The 19,131-nt window shown below is 50.2% G+C and carries 17 protein-coding genes and 1 pseudogene; 4 read left to right on the top strand and 14 right to left on the bottom strand.

Annotated elements, in window-relative coordinates; genetic code table 11:
- Positions 1-86: 86 nt before the first annotated feature.
- Positions 87-282 (top strand): annotated as a pseudogene (locus tag J7380_RS20470) (IS5/IS1182 family transposase); the annotation flags it as partial.
- A 94-nt stretch (positions 283-376) separates the two neighbouring features.
- Here J7380_RS20470 and J7380_RS19225 read toward each other — a convergent pair.
- The 10 genes from J7380_RS19225 to J7380_RS19180 form a co-directional block, all read right to left on the bottom strand.
- Positions 377-1,105 carry a hypothetical protein gene (locus J7380_RS19225; RefSeq protein WP_209198130.1) on the bottom strand — a complete coding sequence of 243 codons (729 nt, stop codon included), beginning with the start codon at positions 1,103-1,105 and terminating at the stop codon, positions 377-379.
- Positions 1,106-2,066: 961 nt separating this feature from the next.
- The gene (locus tag J7380_RS19220; RefSeq protein WP_209198128.1) at positions 2,067-2,480 is read right to left on the bottom strand and encodes a transposase; all 414 of its coding nucleotides are present in this window, start codon (positions 2,478-2,480) and stop codon (positions 2,067-2,069) included.
- 204 nt (positions 2,481-2,684) lie between these two features.
- Entirely contained in the window at positions 2,685-3,035 is a 351-nt protein-coding gene (tnpB, locus tag J7380_RS19215; protein ID WP_209198126.1) for an IS66 family insertion sequence element accessory protein TnpB, read from the bottom strand.
- Positions 3,032-3,415 carry a hypothetical protein gene (locus tag J7380_RS19210; RefSeq protein WP_209198124.1) on the bottom strand — a complete coding sequence of 128 codons (384 nt, stop codon included), beginning with the start codon at positions 3,413-3,415 and terminating at the stop codon, positions 3,032-3,034. The genes tnpB (J7380_RS19215) and J7380_RS19210 overlap by 4 nt, the downstream gene beginning before the upstream one ends.
- Positions 3,416-3,897: 482 nt before the next feature.
- On the bottom strand, positions 3,898-4,893 hold the full coding sequence (locus J7380_RS19205; protein WP_209198122.1) for a hypothetical protein: 996 nt from the start codon (positions 4,891-4,893) through the stop codon (positions 3,898-3,900).
- A complete protein-coding gene (locus tag J7380_RS20465; protein ID WP_247742656.1) occupies positions 4,859-6,649 on the bottom strand; it encodes a hypothetical protein in 1,791 nt (596 codons plus the stop codon). Before J7380_RS20465 ends, J7380_RS19205 begins: the two co-directional genes overlap by 35 nt.
- Positions 6,642-7,691 (bottom strand): HD domain-containing protein, encoded by a 1,050-nt coding sequence (locus J7380_RS19195; protein ID WP_209198114.1) that lies wholly within the window; start codon positions 7,689-7,691, stop codon positions 6,642-6,644. Before J7380_RS19195 ends, J7380_RS20465 begins: the two co-directional genes overlap by 8 nt.
- 2 nt (positions 7,692-7,693) lie before the next feature.
- Entirely contained in the window at positions 7,694-8,812 is a 1,119-nt protein-coding gene (locus tag J7380_RS19190; RefSeq protein ID WP_209198112.1) for a DNA cytosine methyltransferase, read from the bottom strand.
- Positions 8,813-9,204: 392 nt separating this feature from the next.
- Positions 9,205-10,866 (bottom strand): IS66 family transposase, encoded by a 1,662-nt coding sequence (locus J7380_RS19185; RefSeq protein ID WP_209198110.1) that lies wholly within the window; start codon positions 10,864-10,866, stop codon positions 9,205-9,207.
- A 199-nt stretch (positions 10,867-11,065) separates the two neighbouring features.
- Positions 11,066-11,299, bottom strand: coding sequence for a helix-turn-helix domain-containing protein (locus tag J7380_RS19180; protein ID WP_039541392.1), 234 nt, complete (start codon positions 11,297-11,299; stop codon positions 11,066-11,068).
- Positions 11,300-11,606: 307 nt separating this feature from the next.
- On the opposite strand from J7380_RS19180, the gene J7380_RS19175 reads away from it, so the two are divergent.
- Positions 11,607-12,374, top strand: coding sequence for a site-specific integrase (locus J7380_RS19175; RefSeq protein ID WP_209198102.1), 768 nt, complete (start codon positions 11,607-11,609; stop codon positions 12,372-12,374).
- Positions 12,375-12,497: 123 nt separating this feature from the next.
- On the opposite strand, the gene J7380_RS19170 is transcribed toward J7380_RS19175, so the two are convergent.
- Positions 12,498-13,613 carry an RNA ligase gene (locus J7380_RS19170; protein WP_209198100.1) on the bottom strand — a complete coding sequence of 372 codons (1,116 nt, stop codon included), beginning with the start codon at positions 13,611-13,613 and terminating at the stop codon, positions 12,498-12,500.
- 522 nt (positions 13,614-14,135) lie between these two features.
- On the opposite strand from J7380_RS19170, the gene J7380_RS19165 reads away from it, so the two are divergent.
- The gene (locus tag J7380_RS19165; RefSeq protein ID WP_209198098.1) at positions 14,136-15,074 is read left to right on the top strand and encodes a hypothetical protein; all 939 of its coding nucleotides are present in this window, start codon (positions 14,136-14,138) and stop codon (positions 15,072-15,074) included.
- Positions 15,075-15,172: 98 nt separating this feature from the next.
- On the opposite strand, the gene J7380_RS19160 is transcribed toward J7380_RS19165, so the two are convergent.
- Positions 15,173-15,988: a hypothetical protein gene (locus tag J7380_RS19160; protein ID WP_209198097.1), complete on the bottom strand. Its 816-nt coding sequence runs from the start codon at positions 15,986-15,988 to the stop codon at positions 15,173-15,175.
- 582 nt (positions 15,989-16,570) lie between these two features.
- Here J7380_RS19160 and J7380_RS19155 point away from each other — a divergent pair.
- Complete coding sequence (locus J7380_RS19155; RefSeq protein ID WP_209198095.1) at positions 16,571-17,749, top strand: HEPN domain-containing protein; 1,179 nt, start codon at positions 16,571-16,573, stop codon at positions 17,747-17,749.
- 195 nt (positions 17,750-17,944) lie between these two features.
- On the opposite strand, the gene tnpB (J7380_RS19150) is transcribed toward J7380_RS19155, so the two are convergent.
- Both tnpB (J7380_RS19150) and J7380_RS19145 read right to left on the bottom strand, forming a co-directional pair.
- Positions 17,945-18,295 carry an IS66 family insertion sequence element accessory protein TnpB gene (gene tnpB / locus J7380_RS19150; RefSeq protein ID WP_209198093.1) on the bottom strand — a complete coding sequence of 117 codons (351 nt, stop codon included), beginning with the start codon at positions 18,293-18,295 and terminating at the stop codon, positions 17,945-17,947.
- Positions 18,292-18,729 (bottom strand): hypothetical protein, encoded by a 438-nt coding sequence (locus tag J7380_RS19145; RefSeq protein ID WP_209198091.1) that lies wholly within the window; start codon positions 18,727-18,729, stop codon positions 18,292-18,294. Before J7380_RS19145 ends, tnpB (J7380_RS19150) begins: the two co-directional genes overlap by 4 nt.
- Between the last annotated feature and the right edge of the window lie 402 nt (positions 18,730-19,131).

Genomic DNA, 19,131 nt, shown 5'->3' with positions numbered 1-19,131 from the left:
ATGAATGCGCCGTCGTCACTGATTTCTGTTGCGCTGCGTGCTCGCCCCCTCCCATCGTCTGCTGCGCCAACGCATGCCAGTCAATGGATCGTGGCAATTGCGCTGCGAGGTTCAGAGGCGCTCTTTAGGATAATGGGTTGCGCGTCTGCTTCCCAGGCCGGAAGAACCGCAAGACGCCCGTCAAATATAACAAACGGAGATACACGCGGCACATCCGCTTGGAGGCAGTGTTCGGCAGGCTCAAAGACCGCATGCGCGGACGCGACCTGGTACGACCGATAACCGAAGGTTGTCATCTCGGCCATCACCTGGTCTGCTGTCGTCACCCACTGGTTATGACCCCAGACCCTAGATACCCGTTTCATCAGTAGTTGGACTACGCAAAGTCTAGCTTGCCCACGCTTAAGCCGTCTCCCGCCCTCGATTTGTGCATGACTTCGAAGACTTTTGACCATGTCGCTGGGTCGCAAGTCACGCAACCTTCGGAGATCCTTCCGGCATGGACGTAAAAGTCACCCGAATGACCAATTCTAAACCACACAGTCCCATGTGGCGGGTAGGCCTTTCCAAGGTCATGGGGGAAATCCGGAATCTCTATGTCTGTTGTGCCAGTTGGTGGCGGATTGGTCGGATCGGTTTTTGAGTGAAATGGGCCAATCGATTTGGAGGCACCGCCGTCACGATAAGTTATGATAACGTCGCGGTCATAACTCTCTCCATTCACTATGACGGAGCCACCTGATTTGAGACGAGATTTCAGGACCATGTCAGAATATCGCGAATAGCTGTCCACCAAAAAACCCGATGTCACGTCGAAAGCCCGCCCCCTGAGGACACCTTCCGCAACAACGCCGTAGTCTCTGCCCTGCGCCGTCTTTGACAAACGCACAGAGAGACCGCTGGGCAAACCAGTTGTTGCCACATTTATCTTCACATTCAGCCAACCGTCACTTGTCGACTTTATGAATTTCTCTTGCCCTGTTTCAGTGGACTCGAGCCTGTCCTCGGATCTTCTGCGTTCAATATCATCGTAGAACCGGTGCCATTCCAGATGCTCGAGCTTTTCCTCTATGGCAGCAAGGCGTTCGTCTGTGTCTGTACTCATATCTGGACCTCAATTTCCGAATGCAAGATTCCGCAACCTGACGTTGCGAGGCGACCGAAGACACCGATTGCCTGGTATCTGTTCAGGAAGCGTAGAAGAAGTCTTTGGATGGGGCAACTTATCGATGAGGTTGTGAACGCCCACGGCCGCTCAGCGGGACAAACCAGACCTTTGCTGGAGCCGCATCGACTACAGCTTTCCCTCACAAAATCATGTCAGTATACTCCTAGGTATCGTCCGTACATGTTGCAAAAGTAGGAGAGTACGGCCAAAGGTCGTTCCGACTACTTCGCTATATCACGTTGAAGGGGAAATATTGGCGCAAAGATGCATGTAGGCTTAGACAGAATAAGAGAATTGTGTGGTTCGGATGTAGTAGACTTGAAGCTCAGCCTTCGGCAGCTTGTTACGCAAGCGCTCTTTAAGCAAAGTACCTTTGAGAACGCCCGATATCTTGGATTTGAAGAACGACACGATAGACAACTTTCTGCAATCCCGCCCGAAGAACATGGGGCATGTAAAAGAGCTTTCTTGGCGGTGGTTCTAGCGCAGAACTGCTTTCATGAAGTTACCAGAACGGAGCGGACCGATTACTTTCGCTTTTTTGATTTAGTGAAGGGTGATCTTGGTGGACCCCTACCGGCGAGGGACTATGGCGGGTTCCCGAGTTACGATACCGACCTAATTCAGGGTCCTGTTCTGCGGAAGGTAGGTTTACGCCATAGTGGAGCCTTTGAAGTTGGACCGATGCCCAAAGCGCTGGTGCTAGACTATGGCCCTGGCTCTGTCCGGTTTTACCGGACACTGCGCAGTGGCCTCAACATTGGATTGTTCTTTAGCAAGTTACGCTTGGGCAACCTTGGCCTTGACTGTCGGATTGAGGGAAAAATTGGCTGGCACTACCTTGAGCTGCCTAGCATCTTTAATCTCCGTGAACGTTGGGATTTCCTAGGGTCAGGACTCATAGCCAGTAGATAACGAGTGCTGCGATGGCGATGGCTGATGGGAAGAGCTTCGGGCATCTGTCGTATCGCGTTGCGACACGGCGCCAATCCTTCAACCTGCCGAACATGATCTCGATCCGATTGCGTCTTTTGTAGCGGCGTTTGTCGTACTTTACTGGTTTCTTCCGTTGCTTCCGTCCAGGGATGCAGGCGCGTATGCCTTTGTCGCTCCACCGCTTCCAGCGGTTATAGAGCGTCTTGTGCGGGCCATAGGCCGAAGGGGCGTCGCGCCATCTCAACCCATTGCGGTTAATGAAGATAATCCCACTCAACACACGTCGGTCATCGACGCGAGGTTTGCCATGGGATTTCGGGAAGAAGGGTTCAAGACGCGCCATCTGCGCATCCGTAAGCCAGAAAAGATCAGACATGTTCACCGCTCGTTTTTGAGCCACGAATCACGCTGCTGAACGAAAATCAATGGGTCCTGACCCTACACATCTACCCTAGTCGACAACATATTCTGTTTGAAGTCTCTTCGTTCAAAAGCTGACAATGACGCAAGCGGAGCATCCGGAAGAATGGGCTCTTTCCCACCATCCGCTGCGTTCTGCCACAAGGTCCGCTTTGCGGTATCAGACAGCAACTGGCTTTCGCACATGACGAGGAACAGCCCGTTGCCAATCGAGACCTTCGAACAGCGCTTCAAATTGGGAGCGGTTAATGGTGATGACACCATCAGTCATCCGCGGCCAGATAAAACCTGCACCCTCGATCCGTTTGTAGGTCATGACCAAGCCTGTCCCGTCCCACACAATGATCTTCATTCTATCAGCCCGTTTGGCGCGAAAGATAAAGATAGCTCCGCTAAACGGGTCCAGATCAAATTCGTTCATCATGATTGCCGCCAATCCATCCATACCCTCGCGAAAATCAACGGGCTTGGAGGCGAGGTAGAGTTTGAAATTTCCGGACGGTGAGATCATGATAGTGCTTGGATCACAGAGATTAGGTCTGATACTGGATAGTAAGCTGGCAAGGTTATTTCGAGTTGGTCACTGCGCAGAACGATCTCGGAAGGGACGTCAGGCTCGATCGGATCCTCTTGGACGACGATCTCGGAAAATACCCTTTCTTCCCGCACGTCGGTTGTTATTCGTCCGGCCCGCCGAACGTCACCTCGCCATTTGTAAACCAGCGATTGTGAGACGTTGCATGTTTTCATGATCTCGCTGACGCTCAGTTCACCGCGATCCATCTTTTCGTCTATAAAGCGTTTGAAGCTAGGTGGCCAAACACGGCGTCCGCCGGCATGCACTTCGATTTTGAAGCCGTAGACTTCGAACGATCTGGTTTCCAACCCCATGACAGCGCCTTTTTTCTGTTTGGCGGCAGTATCTCATGATGAAGTCGAAAGCGTCAGATGCTATTTAGGGGGTCAGATGCAACGCTTACAGTGTATGGAGTTTCTTGGCCAGTTTTACCGGGGAACGCCCCAAAAAGAGGATTAGACCATTTAAGCATTTTCGCCACTCAACACTATGAGTCTCAGCCAAAAATATTCGTTCAATTTCAATTCGCTGATTAAACATCGACGAATTGGTAAGACTCACAAAAATTTTATCAATGGTGAAACTGTTAACGAGAGGCGAACAATCCGTCAACTTAAGAGAGATCACAATTTGGGATTTCTATTATATTCTTCTATTGCGTTTCTTCTTTTTGAACGGACAGAAGTCGGTAAGCGTTGCATCCAACCCCGGATTCGGGACCTGTCTGCAGAGGCGACCTCGGTGTATATTGGCGCTACGCGCCAATACGGAAACTTATATTTATACCCGTTCGGCCCTAGGACGTGCTTACTGCGGTCAGCAATTCATCAAAAGAAATAAGGCTATAGCTTTCACCACAGGAGCTGTACGATTTCGAATTATAAATTTCGACCTCCGCATAACAAAGTTGGCACTCCGGATGGGCGATTGCAAAAAGTCCGACGGCCAGGGTAGACATCTTGGTGTTCAATGGCGCTATAACAATATTTTTCCCGGAATGCTTTTCACTAGTTTTCTCGAGTCCGCGGATCACTTCGGAAACACTGCTAGGTGAGAATTCAAACTCATCTTCAATTTGATCGAAAGAGACTTTGAGCCTTTCACCTAGCTCAAGGTTTCGTTCCGCCACGTCATCATTGATTGCTTGATGCCGTGGAACATACCCCAAGGAAATACTGAATGGTTCATACCAGCGAACAATACTAAGTGCTCTGTGCGTTTCGATGCCCCCAAGAACAATTAAGTGCGTCTTTCGCAGACTTGAAACCTCTCCGGGAAAACCAATAACCGGTCGCACTTCACGAACATTCTGAGACAGCCAATCACCGTGTTCTTTCGCCCGGCAGTAGATTAGAGTTGTTTTTTCATGCAACTCCTTCACTTCAGTCAATTCTCTAACGAGAATAAGGAGTTCTTCTCGCCGAAACGATGAGATGTCGATTACGAGTCTATCAAAATCCAGAGATCTCATGCTTTGGATTTTTCGTCGCAACGTCATTTGCGTACTCAAGGGTTCAAAAGTATTGAGTGAAATCAGAGTGTCTGTATCCTGCGAGAAGCGTTCTCGAAGCTCGATGGCCTCCGGCGTTTCGTCTTTGGAACGGAAGAGAGTGGTATTGATCGTGTGATGACCTCTAAGCTCGTTGATGGCAGAGTAGGCTCTTTCTTCGAAGCTGGCACGACCAACGAACATCAGCTTCTCGGCCGCAAAAAATGTGCCCAGTTTTCCTAATGTAATAGTCGTCGACAGAGTCATATCAACCTCCAAAATCAATGGACTTTTGATTGTCATCTACAAGCTCTTTTGCCCGGAGTTTTACGAATTGGTCTGGGTCGTGCATGGCGATCTCCAGATCGCCGCAAGTCACAGACAAGTGCGCCGCAAAACCGGATACATCCAGTTTATAGTGAGGGCCTAGTCTTCTGGACAAAATGTAGCGAGGCCGTCGAACTCCCATGGAAGTTTTCGATGCCAAATCGGTCTTTTGTAAATATCCCAGTCGTACACCCAAATGCAAAACCGACTGGAGCCGTTCGCTAGGGTCGTCATTCAACACAAATGAAAAAAGTCGCTGTTCGCTTTCGGTGGAATTGAGCAAACGTTTGCGACAAAATTGTCCGATTGCATCCAACAGATTGCCGAGCTTCCTGTAACTCTCGGGATCATGATCATGAGCGTGAAGGGAAGATTCTTCCCCGATGTCTTCAGCCGAAACCGAGGTGGTGTCTAGAAAACCTCTAAAATCTTTTGACCAGGCAGAAATTACCTTGTCTTGTAGGCCAACCGGAATATTGGTCACTCCCATAGTATTGTTGCCAGCATCAAGCGCGTTTTGCGCCTCTATGTACATCTTTCCGGCAGGCTCAAGAAACCAGCGGACAACGCCGGATGAAAGGTCGATCATTGATTGCAGGCCTGCGTAACTGTAGGTATGAGAAGATCTGCTATTGTTGAGCTCTCGAAACAACGAAGGGTTGGCGTAGCGTTGGGCCCAATCGCGATCTTGCTTGGGTCCAGAACCTTTCAACTGAACGTAAGGATCTCGATCTCCTGCTTTCAAAGCAGCTTCAATTTCCTTGAGACGGGTCAGTTGTTTTTCGTTTGGTGGAAAAAACTTCTCTGGAGTTACATTTATTTCTGCAATGTTGAGCCTTCGAGAAACGATTTCCTTGATTTTTTTGTGAAAGTTGTTCCTGCTGCTCGTGTAGAGCCCACTGATGTTTATTTCAGAAAAGTCGTGAGGGCTCTCGATGATCCGATTGTCTACTGTCCGAAATGTCTTGTAGCCGAGTTGTGTCGTGATCTTAAAGCAGGCTGTCTTTACTGTCCGCGTAGAAATCCAACTGTTAAGTACTTTTTGCAGAGAGACCGGTAGGTTGTCGGCATCGTCGACCATCAACCCAAACGGTTTTGCGATATGGCGCTCGCCGCAGTTTTGCAGGCTCTCTATGACAGGCAGAACAAAGTCTCGAAATCCTGTTAAAGCCCCTCCATAAATTTCAGGCTCTTGGTCATCAGGAAGCCGCACGTAGTATTGCCGCACTTTACGCGTTTCTCGATCGCAAAACTTGGCAAGCTCCTCCAAACTGTTGCATGCCTCCAACCTTGCACGATCCTCCGGTTCTCCACCGCAGTCTTCCCAGCATTGAATAAATTCTTGTTTTACTTGTTGTGGTGCCACTCTTTGGAAAAACTGCCCACTAGTATGCAATATATATTGCATGCAGTGAACCGACAGAAGGTGCTCACCAACCGTCGTTCCCTTCCATCCAGAAACCCGACGAAATTCGTGATTCCCAAAAAAGACAGGTTTGATCGGAATGTGAATCGCGAAATATGGGAGACCATCTGGCTTATCGAGCAGTTCTTGCACAGCAAACTCAAGACTTTTTAGCATGATGCTCTTGCCAGCGCCTCGGGCTCCGTGAACAAACATGTTCACTGGCTCCTGTAAACGAGGGAAGTCCGTGTACGTTTCAACAAAGTATTGAGCAATTTCCTGAGCTGATAATTGCTCCGGAGTATGAACAATGAATGGATCACGCATTTTTGCAGGCTTTCATTTTTTTGTACTCCGAAGCGACAATTTCACCAGATAACTCTTGACCATCGGGCCAAACATTTTGCTCGTCAGTCGGGAATCCAGACTCCCTCAGAACAAAATCTTCCGTTTTCCAAACGTCTTCGTCATATAGCCACTCAATAGTCACTCTCACTTCTTCAAAAGAACAAAATCCGCGAATGAACCTGTCACAATAACGTCTTTCAAGTTCAGTCTTGATGACTCTGCTTTTAAGATAGTCGACAAAATACTCTTCGCGTCCTTCGGGTGAACCTTTTAGTTCACACCCTTGTTCTGAGAGTTCAAAATCGAGTTTTATCCATCGAGCTTCATAATTGACGTGCACATGTATGCACTCGCAGTACAGATTGTGGAACCTTGAGGCGTCATTGTCCAACCTTGAAGCCCGCCTATTGTTTTCCGCAAGTTCGTCGGCAAAACGCAACAGTCCTGCTAGCAATTGTTGACGGACCGTCAATGCTGCAACGCCGTCCTCACGCAATATCCTTTCGATCTTGCCCTTGCTACGATCGGGATTTTTACCACCGTGCGCCGCTGCGATGGCGGCAATCACCTTAATTTCCTTGTTCTGCAAAATGCCTTTGGAAACAGCTCTCAGAACTTTTCTTGCCCTGCGCTCATGTTCATCTCGTCCTTCAACATTGCCCGCGTCGTGAACAAGACACGCGCACAAAAGCACGAAGTTTTCATAAGGCTTTAGTTTTTCAATCACCGGTGTTTTTGCGCTTGAACCAGCGCCCATCAGCTCTCCTGCAATCCTGATAACGTCATCTACATGCCCGATGTCATGTCGCGTAAAAGCTGCTTCCCCTTGAGTATCTGCCGTCAAACCCGCTTGGACGTCCCGCAGGTATTCATCATTCACACGAGCCTTTAAGGTTTTGTAACAATCAAATATGTTTATTCCATTGCTAGGGAATATTTCCCCAACGTCCTCTCGATTGGCATCCTTCTCAAGTTTGCGTTCCAGAACACTAGTAAATTTGACGTCGTAGCCGGTAGCCATGTTTAAATCCCCAACTGTTGCAACAAGTGGGTAAACACGTGCCGTGCGAGCAACGGAGGAACCGCATTTCCAACTTGTTGCTGCTGCTGACCAATTGAACCGCTGAAACTATAACTATCAGGAAATGACTGAATTCTAGCAGCTTCCCGAACAGAAAGACCCCGGTCTTGAGTAGGATGTATCAACATATTCTTTCTAAAATTTCCCAAAACTATGGACGGTTCGTCATTGCGCAAGCGCCGGTAAATCCCCGTGTGACACCGTTTGACATTTCGATAAGTACTCATCATGTGGTCAGGGATATCAGCCCAATTTCCTCCCTGTGGTACAAACTTGTATCGCTCCACAATGTGTTCTGCATTTCGCGTCACCAAATGACCATCACATTCAGCGGAGTTACCTCGCAACGCGGCCGCATATTCACTTTTTGGTAGTGTCGCATATGGCAGTTCGTTGAAATTGTCTCCTACCTGTAAGCTAGGGAGGTCTCCAATTGCGTCTTCAACCGTTACCGCTATGGAACCATTTGATGTTGGGATGACGATTTTCTTTCCTTTTGCAGCCACGCAAAAGTATCGTGTGCGTTTCTGTGGCACCCCGACTTGAGAGGCGTCGAGCAGAAACGATGACACCTCGTACCCGAGGTCAACCAACGATCTTTTCAGTTCTGCTTCAAAGAAACCTTGCGCCGTGTGAGTGATCCCGGAAACATTCTCAAACACCACCGCAATTGGATCTATCGTTTCAACAAAGCGTAAGAACTCTTTAAAAAGCCAGTTGCCCTCATTATTCAGGCTTCGGGTTTTTTGATTGGAAGTAGAGAATCCCTGACACGGTGGTCCACCAAAGACGACGGTTGGTGCGGACCCGGTGCTGAATGCATCGGCCTGTAGCGTTCGAATATCGTCGCAAACGACTCGGGAATGAGGATGGTTCGTTTGAAAAGTCCTTGTTGCAGGCCGCGCAACGTCGATTGCTGTTGAAACTGTAACACCCGCTTGCTCTGCCCCGCAGGATAGGCCCCCGGCACCACAAAACAGTTCAACTCCGATCAAAGGTGACATCACGCCTTTTGAAGGTGCTAACTGCTCCGATGCAATAGCAAAATTTGGCGTTGTCATTTTCTAGTGTACCGTCTCTTCTTCAAGCCTGTCTAGCAAGCCAAGGATGAAATAGCTAGTCGCTAGTCAACTTCGCCTCCCCCACTGAATTGATCCACCCTTGTAGTTTGGCTGGGCCTGGCCCCAAAGCAATTGCTGCTCCGCCCTTTTTCACTTACATCTCCACGGAAGCCAGCGGCAGCAAGTGCTCCCCTAATGACCAACCGCTTTCCCGCGTTTACTGATCTTGGTGCTGCCGCAGCGTGAGAGATATTACACTCTCGACTGTGAATAACCGCTTTCACGGATCAGAGGAGTTGCTCTTGCAGATCCAGAGAATTCGCACTTTCCACCCATGCTTGTGGCCCACACGGCGAAACCGGATGGGTTAAACTCACATGGTGTGATCAAAATTACTCGATGCCGAAACGACCCTTCGGGCAATGCCAAGGCAGCAACTTATCATATTCAAACCTTGGATGTCCCTTCGCCATCTGATCCAGCAACCACGTCAGATAGGCATATGGTTCGACGCCGTTCAGCTTGCAGGTACCGATGATGCTGGCCATCAGTGCCCAATTGCGGCCACCGATTTCGGATCCCGCAAATAGCGCGTTCTTCCGCAGCAAGGCGATTGGCCGGATCGTATTCTCAACCGCATTGTTGTCGAATTCCACACGCCCATCTTCGAGAAACACGGTCAACCCATCCCGGAGTTTCATCGTGTAGTTGATTGCCGCACCCAGCGTCGACTTCATCGAAATTTCACCAGATAGTTTGCGAAGCAGCGTAAACAGCCTGAAAACTATTGGTTGCGTTTCTTTTTTGCGCACCGCCAATCGAACGGTCGCTGTCTTGCCCTTCAAAGACCTCTCAACTTCATAGATTTCATTGATCAGTTCAATAACGCTCTTCGCCTCCTTTGACTTTGTTGCTTTGAAAACGTCCAGGAACTTCCGGCGCACATGTGCCCAACAGTAAGCGAGGACTAGAGGGCCACCATCCCGTTCTTCACGCGTAAGGCGATTGTAGCCGGCATAGCCATCCACCTGCAGTGTTCCGGAAAAGCCTCTCAAGATCTCTTCAGCATGTTCGCCATGCCGAGATTGTTCAAAGTTGAAAACGACACCTGGGGGCTCATTTCCCAGCCAGCGTCGGTCGTCGCGACACAAAGCCCAGACATAGCAGGTCTTCGTCTTTCCATTTCCAGGCAGCAGCTGGGATAATACCGTCTCGTCCATGTTCAGCTTAGTGCTGGTTTTCAAGTTCGCTGCAAGGGCCGCGTGAACCGGTACGATCGCGTTCCCAAGCTCGTCCATCAGCCGCACCATTGTTGAACGGTGGAACTTGATACCAGAACGTTTGAATATCTGTTCTTGGCGATAGTTTGGGATGAAATCTGCAAATTTGCTGACCGCGAGGCCTGCGATCAACCGATCGTCAAAGCGAGTATAGTCGAAGGCGCGCGGTGGCACCTTTGCTTGCACAAATTTATCGCAGATCCGGCATACATATTTGGGATAGTGTTCCCGAATAACCCGAACCTCAGCAGGTTTGTAGGTCAGTCGTTCAATCACTTGTTCACCCATCGGTCGCATGGCGCAACCACATGTGCACTCGGTACCCTGTTTCGGCTCGATGACCCGATCTTCTCGGGGAAGATGTGCTGGAATAATGACGGGCTGTTTTCCTTTCATACCCCGTGGCTTCGACACCTTCTCGGGTTCAGTTACAATTGATGAACCGTCTTGGCCGGGCTTCATCGGATCAGCTGGTGCTTTTTCGTGATCTTCCTCAACGTTGCCCTTATCCTTCCGCTTCGGTGACTTTTCACTCGATTGGCCGAATTGCATATCCGCCAGTTTGTTGAGCTGTGCTCGAAGGCGACGGTTATCAGCTTTGATAACCCTAATCTCTGCAGAAAGCGTCGAAATCTTCGCATCTTTCAGCACGATCTCATTGTCATAGTCAGCCTCGCGCTGGTGGTCAGCCTTCGATATTCGGGCTGCCACGTTGGTCACGAACGAATCTGCATAACCCGCGAGGTCTGTGCAGGCAGATTGAATATCCTTCATTGCTCCTATTCATCCCATGTTGGCCGCAATCACAGCCGCTTTGGTCGCGGCCGACATGCCGGCCGCGTTTTCTCTTGATTTTTTGACGTGGGGATGGGATGAAGTGAGCAAGATCGTGGTACTAAACGATTTTGAGGCCCTTGAGGATCGGCAAAATCCTCGGGGCCTTGCTTATTTCAGAGCCCATGAGTTTAACGGCTCATTCTGGATCTCCTTTATATTCGGGGTAGCGTTCGGGCCAGATTTCAGCTGGATGAACGCCGATTTTTTCCGCGATCCTTGCCTGAACCTTGGCTGAAACTGAACGTGAGTTGCTCACTGACAGCACCGTGCTGTGGCTTAAACCAAGCTCGCGTGCGATCTCGTTGAATGAGCTTCCAGCGCGCTGAAGCTCATACTTCGTCTTCAAATGCCTTTCTCTGAGGTCCTGCATTTGCGGGTCTCTAATCGTGACTTTGCTACTGCATAAGCGCAACGGCAATTCCCCAGCAAGAAGAAAAACTCTGGTAACCAGCTGTGTTTACTTGGTTTTTCATGATCCATATAACACTTGCAATCATTTGGTCACACGGCAACGGAATTTCAGAATTCCGAGCTATTCTGCAACCTATTGAGTTTTAACAGACAAAACCGAGCGTCACTGGCGCGATTTTACACTCAGCTTCAGATATCAGCAGTGCATTCGGATTTGGAACGCATTATCTCTGGCTGAAAATAATTTCTATCTATGGGTGGAGTCTTTGCCTGAAGTCGAAAAGCCACCAGGCGGCTCGCGGTTGTCGGTGCATGATCGTGATATCCAGGCGCTCATCAAAGAGTCGGGGGATAGTTCCATCCGAGGACGCCGGAACCGCGTTCTACTCGCGTTGGCATGGTCAACCGGTTTGAGCATCAGTAACTTGCTGAAGCTTCAGCTCTGGCAAATGACCTACTTCGTCCATCAAGTGGATACGTTTGGTACTTCGACACGCTTCTGGTTTTCAGATCGTATAATTGGGCATAACTTTGGGTTCTATTTTGACCGATCCTTCGAGGCGATCGTCCCGATACCGAAGCCTCTTCGCCCTATGACATACCGTTATTTGGAGATTTTCGAAGATGGCTATGACCCGGAGCATTATGTGTTTCCTGTCATGCGAAAGAACGACCGAATGATGAAAACTGAGCCTCTTACAACGAGGGATGCTCACAAGATTCTGGTCGAGCTCCGAAAACCGATGGGCAGCACTGCACAAATTGATTGGCACAAAATTCGCCAAGTCGCAGTCGCAAGAATGTTGGCATCGGGGATGTCTATACAGGAGATCCAACATCAAACCGGTTACACTGATCCCAAATCAATAAAGAACATCGCATCGACTTACGGGATGGATTGGACAAGTGATCCTTCATTTCAACCATCCGGAATAGTTGGCCTGGACTACGAGGGGTCAATAGTATCGCGAAACAAGGATTGGTATCCAGTGCACCTGTTTCCAAATCGCCCCCCGCGAAAATCATCGTCTTGAATTCGACCAAAGTATGTCGATCTCCAATCGCGTGGTGCAGGTTTATTTGGCGCACGCGATACCAGCAAAGACCCTTGCAACCCAAAGGGTCGGCGCAGGCAGAGATCTCTGCCTACGCCATTTTCACTCAGGTGTGCTGATCGGCTGCCATTGCATACCGAAGAGCGGCCGGATTGCCTCAACTTTGTTCTCCGAGCCTGCGGCCCGTTCCAGAATGTCCAGCAGGCTCTTACTCGGCGGAGTCCCGTCCAACGCCCGGAAGGCGACAGATTGCAACCGCGGGTCAAGCTCTGCCTTGGCCTTCAACGCGAACTCTTTCCGCGCCAACTCCCGGTGTTCAGACACGAAGGCGTCAATCTCGCCAGCCTGCACATCAACCGCCCTCATGACCTCGTCATGGTAAGATTGAACCTGCGCAGCAGCCTCGGGTGCCAGTAGTGGCAAAACATCGTCTAGCGCGCCTTTTGCAACCCAAGCCAGCAGGTTCTTTTCATGCGCCAGCCCAGCCAGTGCCTTATGCCGCAGGACATAGGCATCCGCTTTGATCTTCAGCCGATGGCCGTCTTCAAATGCGATGACGTAACCTTCGACACCCTCCAATGCCCGAGCATCCGTCCAGAACCGATGAACGTCCTCGACGCTGTCGAACTGTGCGACGATCGAAACACCGTGCCGGGAGGCGACAGCCTCCAACTCCGCGTGCGGCATGTAGGCCCCTGTCCGCATGTGCCGGATCGCCAGCAAGGTCAGCTGCGGAACGTCATAGGCCAGCACCACCCGGTTTTCGGGCGCAGTGAACTCGAAGATCGGCGTGAACCCTGCCTCGATCATATCGGCGCAAAGTGCTTTGACCTCAACTCCTGCAACAGCCCATGCAGCCCGGGACTGTGCGGAAATGCCCATCCGGGTCATGAACACCATCTCACCCCCGACAATCGCCGGGTGGATCATCGAGCCGTCCAGCTTATCCAAAACCGCATGAGACGCATCCCACGGCTCTTCCTGCACCGGGCGCTTTTCACCCAGATTGAAGAACTTGTGGAACGGCCGAGCGATCAGCCTGCCGTTGGGGTCAAATTTCAACCCTCGGCATTCCCGCGCTACTGCGCTGTCGAACGTGTTGTCCAGCGTGTAGAGGTAGTTGATCACCGAGTATCCATCATGGTCGAAATGAAAAATCCCGGTGTCGGGGACAATGTGCGGGAGGACGTCCTCCAGCGTTTCGATGATATGGTCCATGTCTATGCTCCAGAAAAAGAAAAAGCCGCCTCGGGAAGAGACGGCCTGGTTCGAACAATATGGGTAGAGTTAGATCACTCGGGTCTTAGTCCACCTGTCGAAGAGAAGCCGTCACAAAGCACTGCGTCGCGATTATCCGCGCACAGTTCTTGTGGTATGTATGAGCTTACAAAGGTCATCTCAGCTTCTCCTGCCCGATCTCTATCGGCTAGGTGTTGATCTGGTCAAGAAATTTTGTAGATCTTCGACGGTTGCCGAATCTGCGGTGAGCTTTTTGACCTGCCACGAACTGTCGTCAGCGCTCCTCAGTCGCTTAGATTTAGCCCATTTTAATTTCCGCAAACCGAGCGCTCTCCCAAATCCCCCTGGCTGGAAGGGCCACACAGCTGCCGTTCGCGGCGGCTGCAGAGCAGCGCACTCCAGACGACTACAACTCGCAGAAAGCGGACATTCTAACGTGAGTAGTCCTTTGCAACAGCGGTTACTTCACAAGTTCTTTTTAGTTCGGCCCAACGAGCACCTGTGGAACTGGCTCCCGAAGGCTTGGCTCGCAACAAACGACGCTCTCATCCCCGGATTGCAAGTTGCCGTTGGAAATCAAAAGAATTGCTCATAGGCTTTCTTAAAGGCCATTTCTTTGAGGATGTTATGACCAATCCAATTGCAGAGTCGCTCGACAGGGTCGCCACAGCGCTTTCCACCCCACCCACATCTGTTTCCGATCTCGGTGGCTTATACAGTTTCTTGTACACGTGGCAGGGCTACATTATTCCGGCTGCGACGATTGCTGTAGGCATCATTGCATTACACGCCCAACGAACGAGTCAAAATCTGCAGAACGCAGAATTCGATCAGATGAAGCAGGCTGGCATACTCAGAGCGCTCCGAGGTGAGATTTCAACCAATATTTATCGACTGATCCCATGGATTATGGTGATCGAGAAAGAAGGATCTGTGAAAACAATATCAATCACGCAGGACGTATACACAGCAAACATCGGCCGTGTTGGTTTTCAGAGTGCGCGTGTCTTTGCGATGATGAATATCACCAACTCAAGACTGGCAGACACGCTGGAGGTTGCAAAGACGGCTGAAGAGGCCAAGGAAGTCTCTGAATACGTCAGACAGCTCACGGGCCACTTGATTGCGATCGCTACCTACACAGAAATGGCGATCGGAGTCGTTCCATCTCGAACCTCAATTATTTCACGTGCGCAATTGGACAAAAAGGGCAAGCTTGCAACCAACCTTTCGGATCTTTCTGACAATGACTTCGACGCATACATCGCGAAGTTCACAAAAAGCGAACAGCCCATCCTTTACGAATGTCTCAATGCATGGAAAAGAGCCCATGAATTACAAGACACCGACCCCGGTAAAAAGAAGCCAGGCTTCCGCGTCTCACTTTTCAGACGCCAAGATCCTCTCAGCACGGGTGCAGGAATTCATGGCTACAAATAGCCTGCTGCGATTTGCCAAAGTAACCAATTAGCGCGGGCCAAACAGGGTCCAGTAAGAAAGACATAAAGAGCCTGATGTACTCCAGGCACCCTTCAGCCCTAATAATCCTCTTGTGCGTTTCGCTCGGCCCATTTGCGACCCTCTTCGACCATGAACCGAAACGCTAGGGATTCCTCAAATGTCGCATGCTTGTCTGACAGGGCTCGCGGTACATGCTGCAGCCCGCCGAAATCTACGAGGTGGTCCCATCTGGCCCGCGTGGCAGGCCCCATTCGCTCAAGGTCGATGAACGTCTTTACGAGCACACCAGTGTTCTTGACCGGCGCCCCTTCATAGGCGCGCGCCGGCAAGAGTGTGTCGCAACAAACCAATCCTGACTCCGCGGGAACGAGAAATGGTCCCTCATGCCTCTGTACGTTGGCAATACCAGCCCAGTTTATTGCACGACCAAACACATCCATCAGGCCCTTGATGCTCCGCACACCGGCGTCCTGGATCGACCGCTCGACTGCGTGCAGGCTGATCGCGGCGACCCCGGCATTCGTCTGGATGTCTGTAGGCATACCACGACCCATCGGGTCCAACGGAGCCTGAACAACCAGTCGCACCGTGTCGACAGAAACCGAGAGCATTTTCTGCTTTCTGTCATACCCCTGCAGTCCGGGCCGCAGATACATCACCTTCAGCGTTCTATATTCATCAAGAGCCATTGCGTCGAACACCAGGGGCTCATAGACCTTTCTCAATATCCTGCAGCTTTTCTGCCTGAGTTTTAGGGTCTTGGAACCTGCATTGATGACCGGCTTTCCAAAGTTCCTTCCCGTGATCGTTTCGATCTCGGAGAACAACTCCTTCGCTATTCCTTTAGCCAGACTGTCATCAATCTTGTCCGGCAGATCACTACTGATCGGCATTTATCACTCCGAATGGGAAATTGGCCTTGTTTTCCATAAATTTGGCGGAAGGCTCAAGACCAAAGCTGTTCTAAGAAAATTCCGTTAAATCAGTTGACCTCAACATTGTGAGACGCGGCCACTTTTTTGATGATGAAGCTCAGAAGGACAACAATCCTATGTCCTGCTAAGTCCCTGGGAACGTCCGAAATGCGCGGATTGCGACGTGCTGCAAATGCGAAGGGCAGAAGCTTGGCCGACGGCAGCAATGGGCTCAGTGCCACCACTGAACACTTAAGCAGAGAAGGACTGTTACGGGGCGATCCACAAAGTACATTGCACACTCGGTACCAACGATTAAGTTGAAACAAAGCAGAGTTGTCTCATCCAACTGATCCTATATTTTTGTAAGATATGAATAATTTTGATGCCACGGATTGGGAAAATCGACTGTCCAATGCTTTGAGCGGACTTGCAAAAGTCCAAGACAGTTTCTTGCGAGATTATTGGGAAACCAATGGGTACCCGACACAGTTTACTTACAATGGAAAGGACGAAACACCGTTTCCGACAGAGGACTACTACCAAGTCTAAAATGAAGCATTGACGGCCAAGCAGGGTGATCAAAGGCGATACTACAAGCCGCTTGTAGAGGCGCTCGCACCGGTGAGATCACTTCTGCGCATCCATCCTGCATTTGCTTCGTTACTCAGAATGCAGCTTGGACCTGAAGCTGTTCATGTTGGAATTTTGGACGGCAGCACTTACACTGGCGTCGCCCAATTCATTTCTGGGGTGATGGCTCGGCGATTTTATCGATCAAACAAAGAATTCCTGAACACTGCGCAGGAGCTCAATTCGTTGCTGTTGCTTGCGTCGCGACTTGCGACCTCGTCCTTGAGTAGTAATTTTGACTTGGGCTTGGATGTCGATCTGTTTTATGGCGTAGAAATTCCGCATAAAATCGAGATAGGCAATGGCTACTTTATCGCGCCCTTCGCTGAATTGCGCGACTACATTGAGCCGGAATGGTTTCAAAATCGAGCGCCGGATCAGGTCGAGGCACGGAATCTAGATTTGTTTTTTGGCATTGCGGCGCCATTCCGCTGGCGGCCCGAAATCCGCCATGTACATGCTCCCATCCCCGACAGATCTCCGAGGGGTGTGCCTCCCCTGTTTCATCGCATAACAGCAGAATTTGCAGAACTTTTGTCGGTTGTTTTACGGTGCCCGATTACTTGGGTCTACGATTTCCCGGGAACAGTTCACAAATCTAGCACGCAACTTTTAGGGCAAAATCAAAAGGTGACATCGCCTCGCGCTGGCGAATTTGTTGGGAACTTTCACGACCCATTCCGAAGACGCAAGGCGGCAGATGTTGACCTCATCCTAGAAGCGGTAAACTTGTTCTCGAGAAAGAGCGAAACAGAATACCCGACTGTCGCCCCGCTCATCCACCGGCTCGCTGAAGCGCAACGAACATTTGGCAGATACGCGAAAGAAGATCGAATACTTGATCTAGCGATCATCTTTGAACGTTTTTATCCAGAAGAAAATACACGTAGCGAACAATTGAGTAAGAAGGTTTCGAGGGCATTGGGTGGCAGTGACGCTGAGGTCACGAAGACGGAAGAGGCCTTCAGACACTTTTACAGAGTTCGCAGCGCTTTAATCCACGGAGCAAAAAAGGAAAGTGACAAGGAGCTATTGCAGGAAATCGACGTCGCATTGGAAAACGGCTTTAGATTCGCACGAGCTTTGTTGTTGAATTCTATCACGTAAAATCTTCGAAAAAATACCGGGTTCTTTGACAAGAACATTTTTGAGGATCGTTCAGGCAATCAGTGGTCGACTGTTTTGGGCTGTGATCAACCGAGTGCGCTCGCAGCGGTCACCTCGGACGGCTATGGGCTCGTAGGGGAAATTGCAGAGGTCGTGGACAGCGGTAGTTGGACCATTGCCAGCAATAAAAGAATATCATGCAGCCACGGGGCGTCGGCTGTATCGCGGTGTAACGCGTTTCCAATCAAGCCCTTCAAATAGAGCTTCAAACTGCGATTTGTTGATGCTGATAACGCCATCCCGCATTTGCGGCCATTCAAATCCCCTGCCTTCTATTCGCTTGTAGGTCATCACAAGACCAGTTCCATCCCAGACGATGAGTTTGAGTCGATCCGACCGCTTGGAACGAAAAATGAAGATAGCGCCACTGAATGGGTCGAGGTCAAATTCGTTCATAACAATGGATGCTAAACCGTCCATACCCTTCCTGAAGTCGACCGGCCTAGTTGCAACGTAGAATTTGAAGTTCCCTGCTGGCGCGATCATGTGTTGCCCTCAAATGACTTGATCAACGCAGCGAGCTGATTGAGTGGGTAATTTGAAGGAAGCAGGACCTCACAGGTGCCGCGCTTGAAGATGATGTGCCCTTGTGCCTCTGGGACCGGATCTTCGACCGCATCAACCTTAATCTCTGCAAATACAGGTTGCGATTTTGCCTTCAGAGTGGAATGCGGTCCTGATGCTTTCCGCTCGGCGTCTTTTTTCCATTCGGAGGCGGTACCACTTGAGATGCCGCATGTCTTTGCGACATCGCGTGTTGATAGGCGTCCGGTTCTCATGCGTTGACCCACTTCATTTTTGAATTTTCTGGGCCACAGTCGACGGCCGTCCTTCCCAACGGGAATTGAGTAGCCATAGGCATGGAAGACGTTTTCGATTTTCTGGTCACTTGCGAGTTCACCTAAAGCTTGAGAATTCATGATGCCTGTATCCTTTTTCGGACATCATAAACTGCCAGGTACGAGATGATCAGGGGTGATTTAGGGGGTCAGATGCAACGCTTACAGAAGTCGTAGGCTTTTCCCGCGCGTTTCAAACTTAGTGGAGAATCTTGAGACAAGGCGTGAGGTAGTGTTGCGTCTTCACCACAGAGTGATTTCACCCCTGTTGCTTCCACAGTGCTTCCAGAGAGATAGGCGCGCGGTGGCAAGGATACTTAATCCGACCCTTAACGCCTTGCTTTCGTTTAGAAAGGTTGGTTGCGGGAGTAGGATTTGGATCTACGACCTTCAGGTTATGAGCCTGACGAGGTGAAGACGTAAAGCACTTGATCCAGTGGATCAATTGTAGTCTGAACGGGCTGCTTTGGGTTTTCCGACACT

Source organism: Ruegeria sp. R8_1, assembly GCF_017743815.1.
GTDB lineage: Bacteria > Pseudomonadota > Alphaproteobacteria > Rhodobacterales > Rhodobacteraceae > Ruegeria > Ruegeria lacuscaerulensis_A.
The sequence above is the reverse complement of the archived record's forward strand: the minus strand, read 5'-3'. Positions and strand labels throughout refer to the sequence as shown.

Coding starts and splice junctions, on each gene's coding strand:
- J7380_RS19205 (WP_209198122.1), bottom strand. CDS start 4,893: ATGACAATCAAAAGTCCATTGATTTTGGAGGTTGATATGACTCTGTCG.
- J7380_RS19220 (WP_209198128.1), bottom strand. CDS start 2,480: ATGTCTGATCTTTTCTGGCTTACGGATGCGCAGATGGCGCGTCTTGAA.
- J7380_RS19195 (WP_209198114.1), bottom strand. CDS start 7,691: ATGGCTACCGGCTACGACGTCAAATTTACTAGTGTTCTGGAACGCAAA.
- J7380_RS19145 (WP_209198091.1), bottom strand. CDS start 18,729: ATGAATTCTCAAGCTTTAGGTGAACTCGCAAGTGACCAGAAAATCGAA.
- J7380_RS19170 (WP_209198100.1), bottom strand. CDS start 13,613: ATGGACCATATCATCGAAACGCTGGAGGACGTCCTCCCGCACATTGTC.
- J7380_RS19180 (WP_039541392.1), bottom strand. CDS start 11,299: ATGCAGGACCTCAGAGAAAGGCATTTGAAGACGAAGTATGAGCTTCAG.
- J7380_RS19185 (WP_209198110.1), bottom strand. CDS start 10,866: ATGAAGGATATTCAATCTGCCTGCACAGACCTCGCGGGTTATGCAGAT.
- tnpB (WP_209198126.1), bottom strand. CDS start 3,035: ATGATCTCACCGTCCGGAAATTTCAAACTCTACCTCGCCTCCAAGCCC.
- J7380_RS19210 (WP_209198124.1), bottom strand. CDS start 3,415: ATGGGGTTGGAAACCAGATCGTTCGAAGTCTACGGCTTCAAAATCGAA.
- tnpB (WP_209198093.1), bottom strand. CDS start 18,295: ATGATCGCGCCAGCAGGGAACTTCAAATTCTACGTTGCAACTAGGCCG.
- J7380_RS20465 (WP_247742656.1), bottom strand. CDS start 6,649: ATGCGTGATCCATTCATTGTTCATACTCCGGAGCAATTATCAGCTCAG.
- J7380_RS19225 (WP_209198130.1), bottom strand. CDS start 1,105: ATGAGTACAGACACAGACGAACGCCTTGCTGCCATAGAGGAAAAGCTC.
- J7380_RS19160 (WP_209198097.1), bottom strand. CDS start 15,988: ATGCCGATCAGTAGTGATCTGCCGGACAAGATTGATGACAGTCTGGCT.
- J7380_RS19190 (WP_209198112.1), bottom strand. CDS start 8,812: ATGACAACGCCAAATTTTGCTATTGCATCGGAGCAGTTAGCACCTTCA.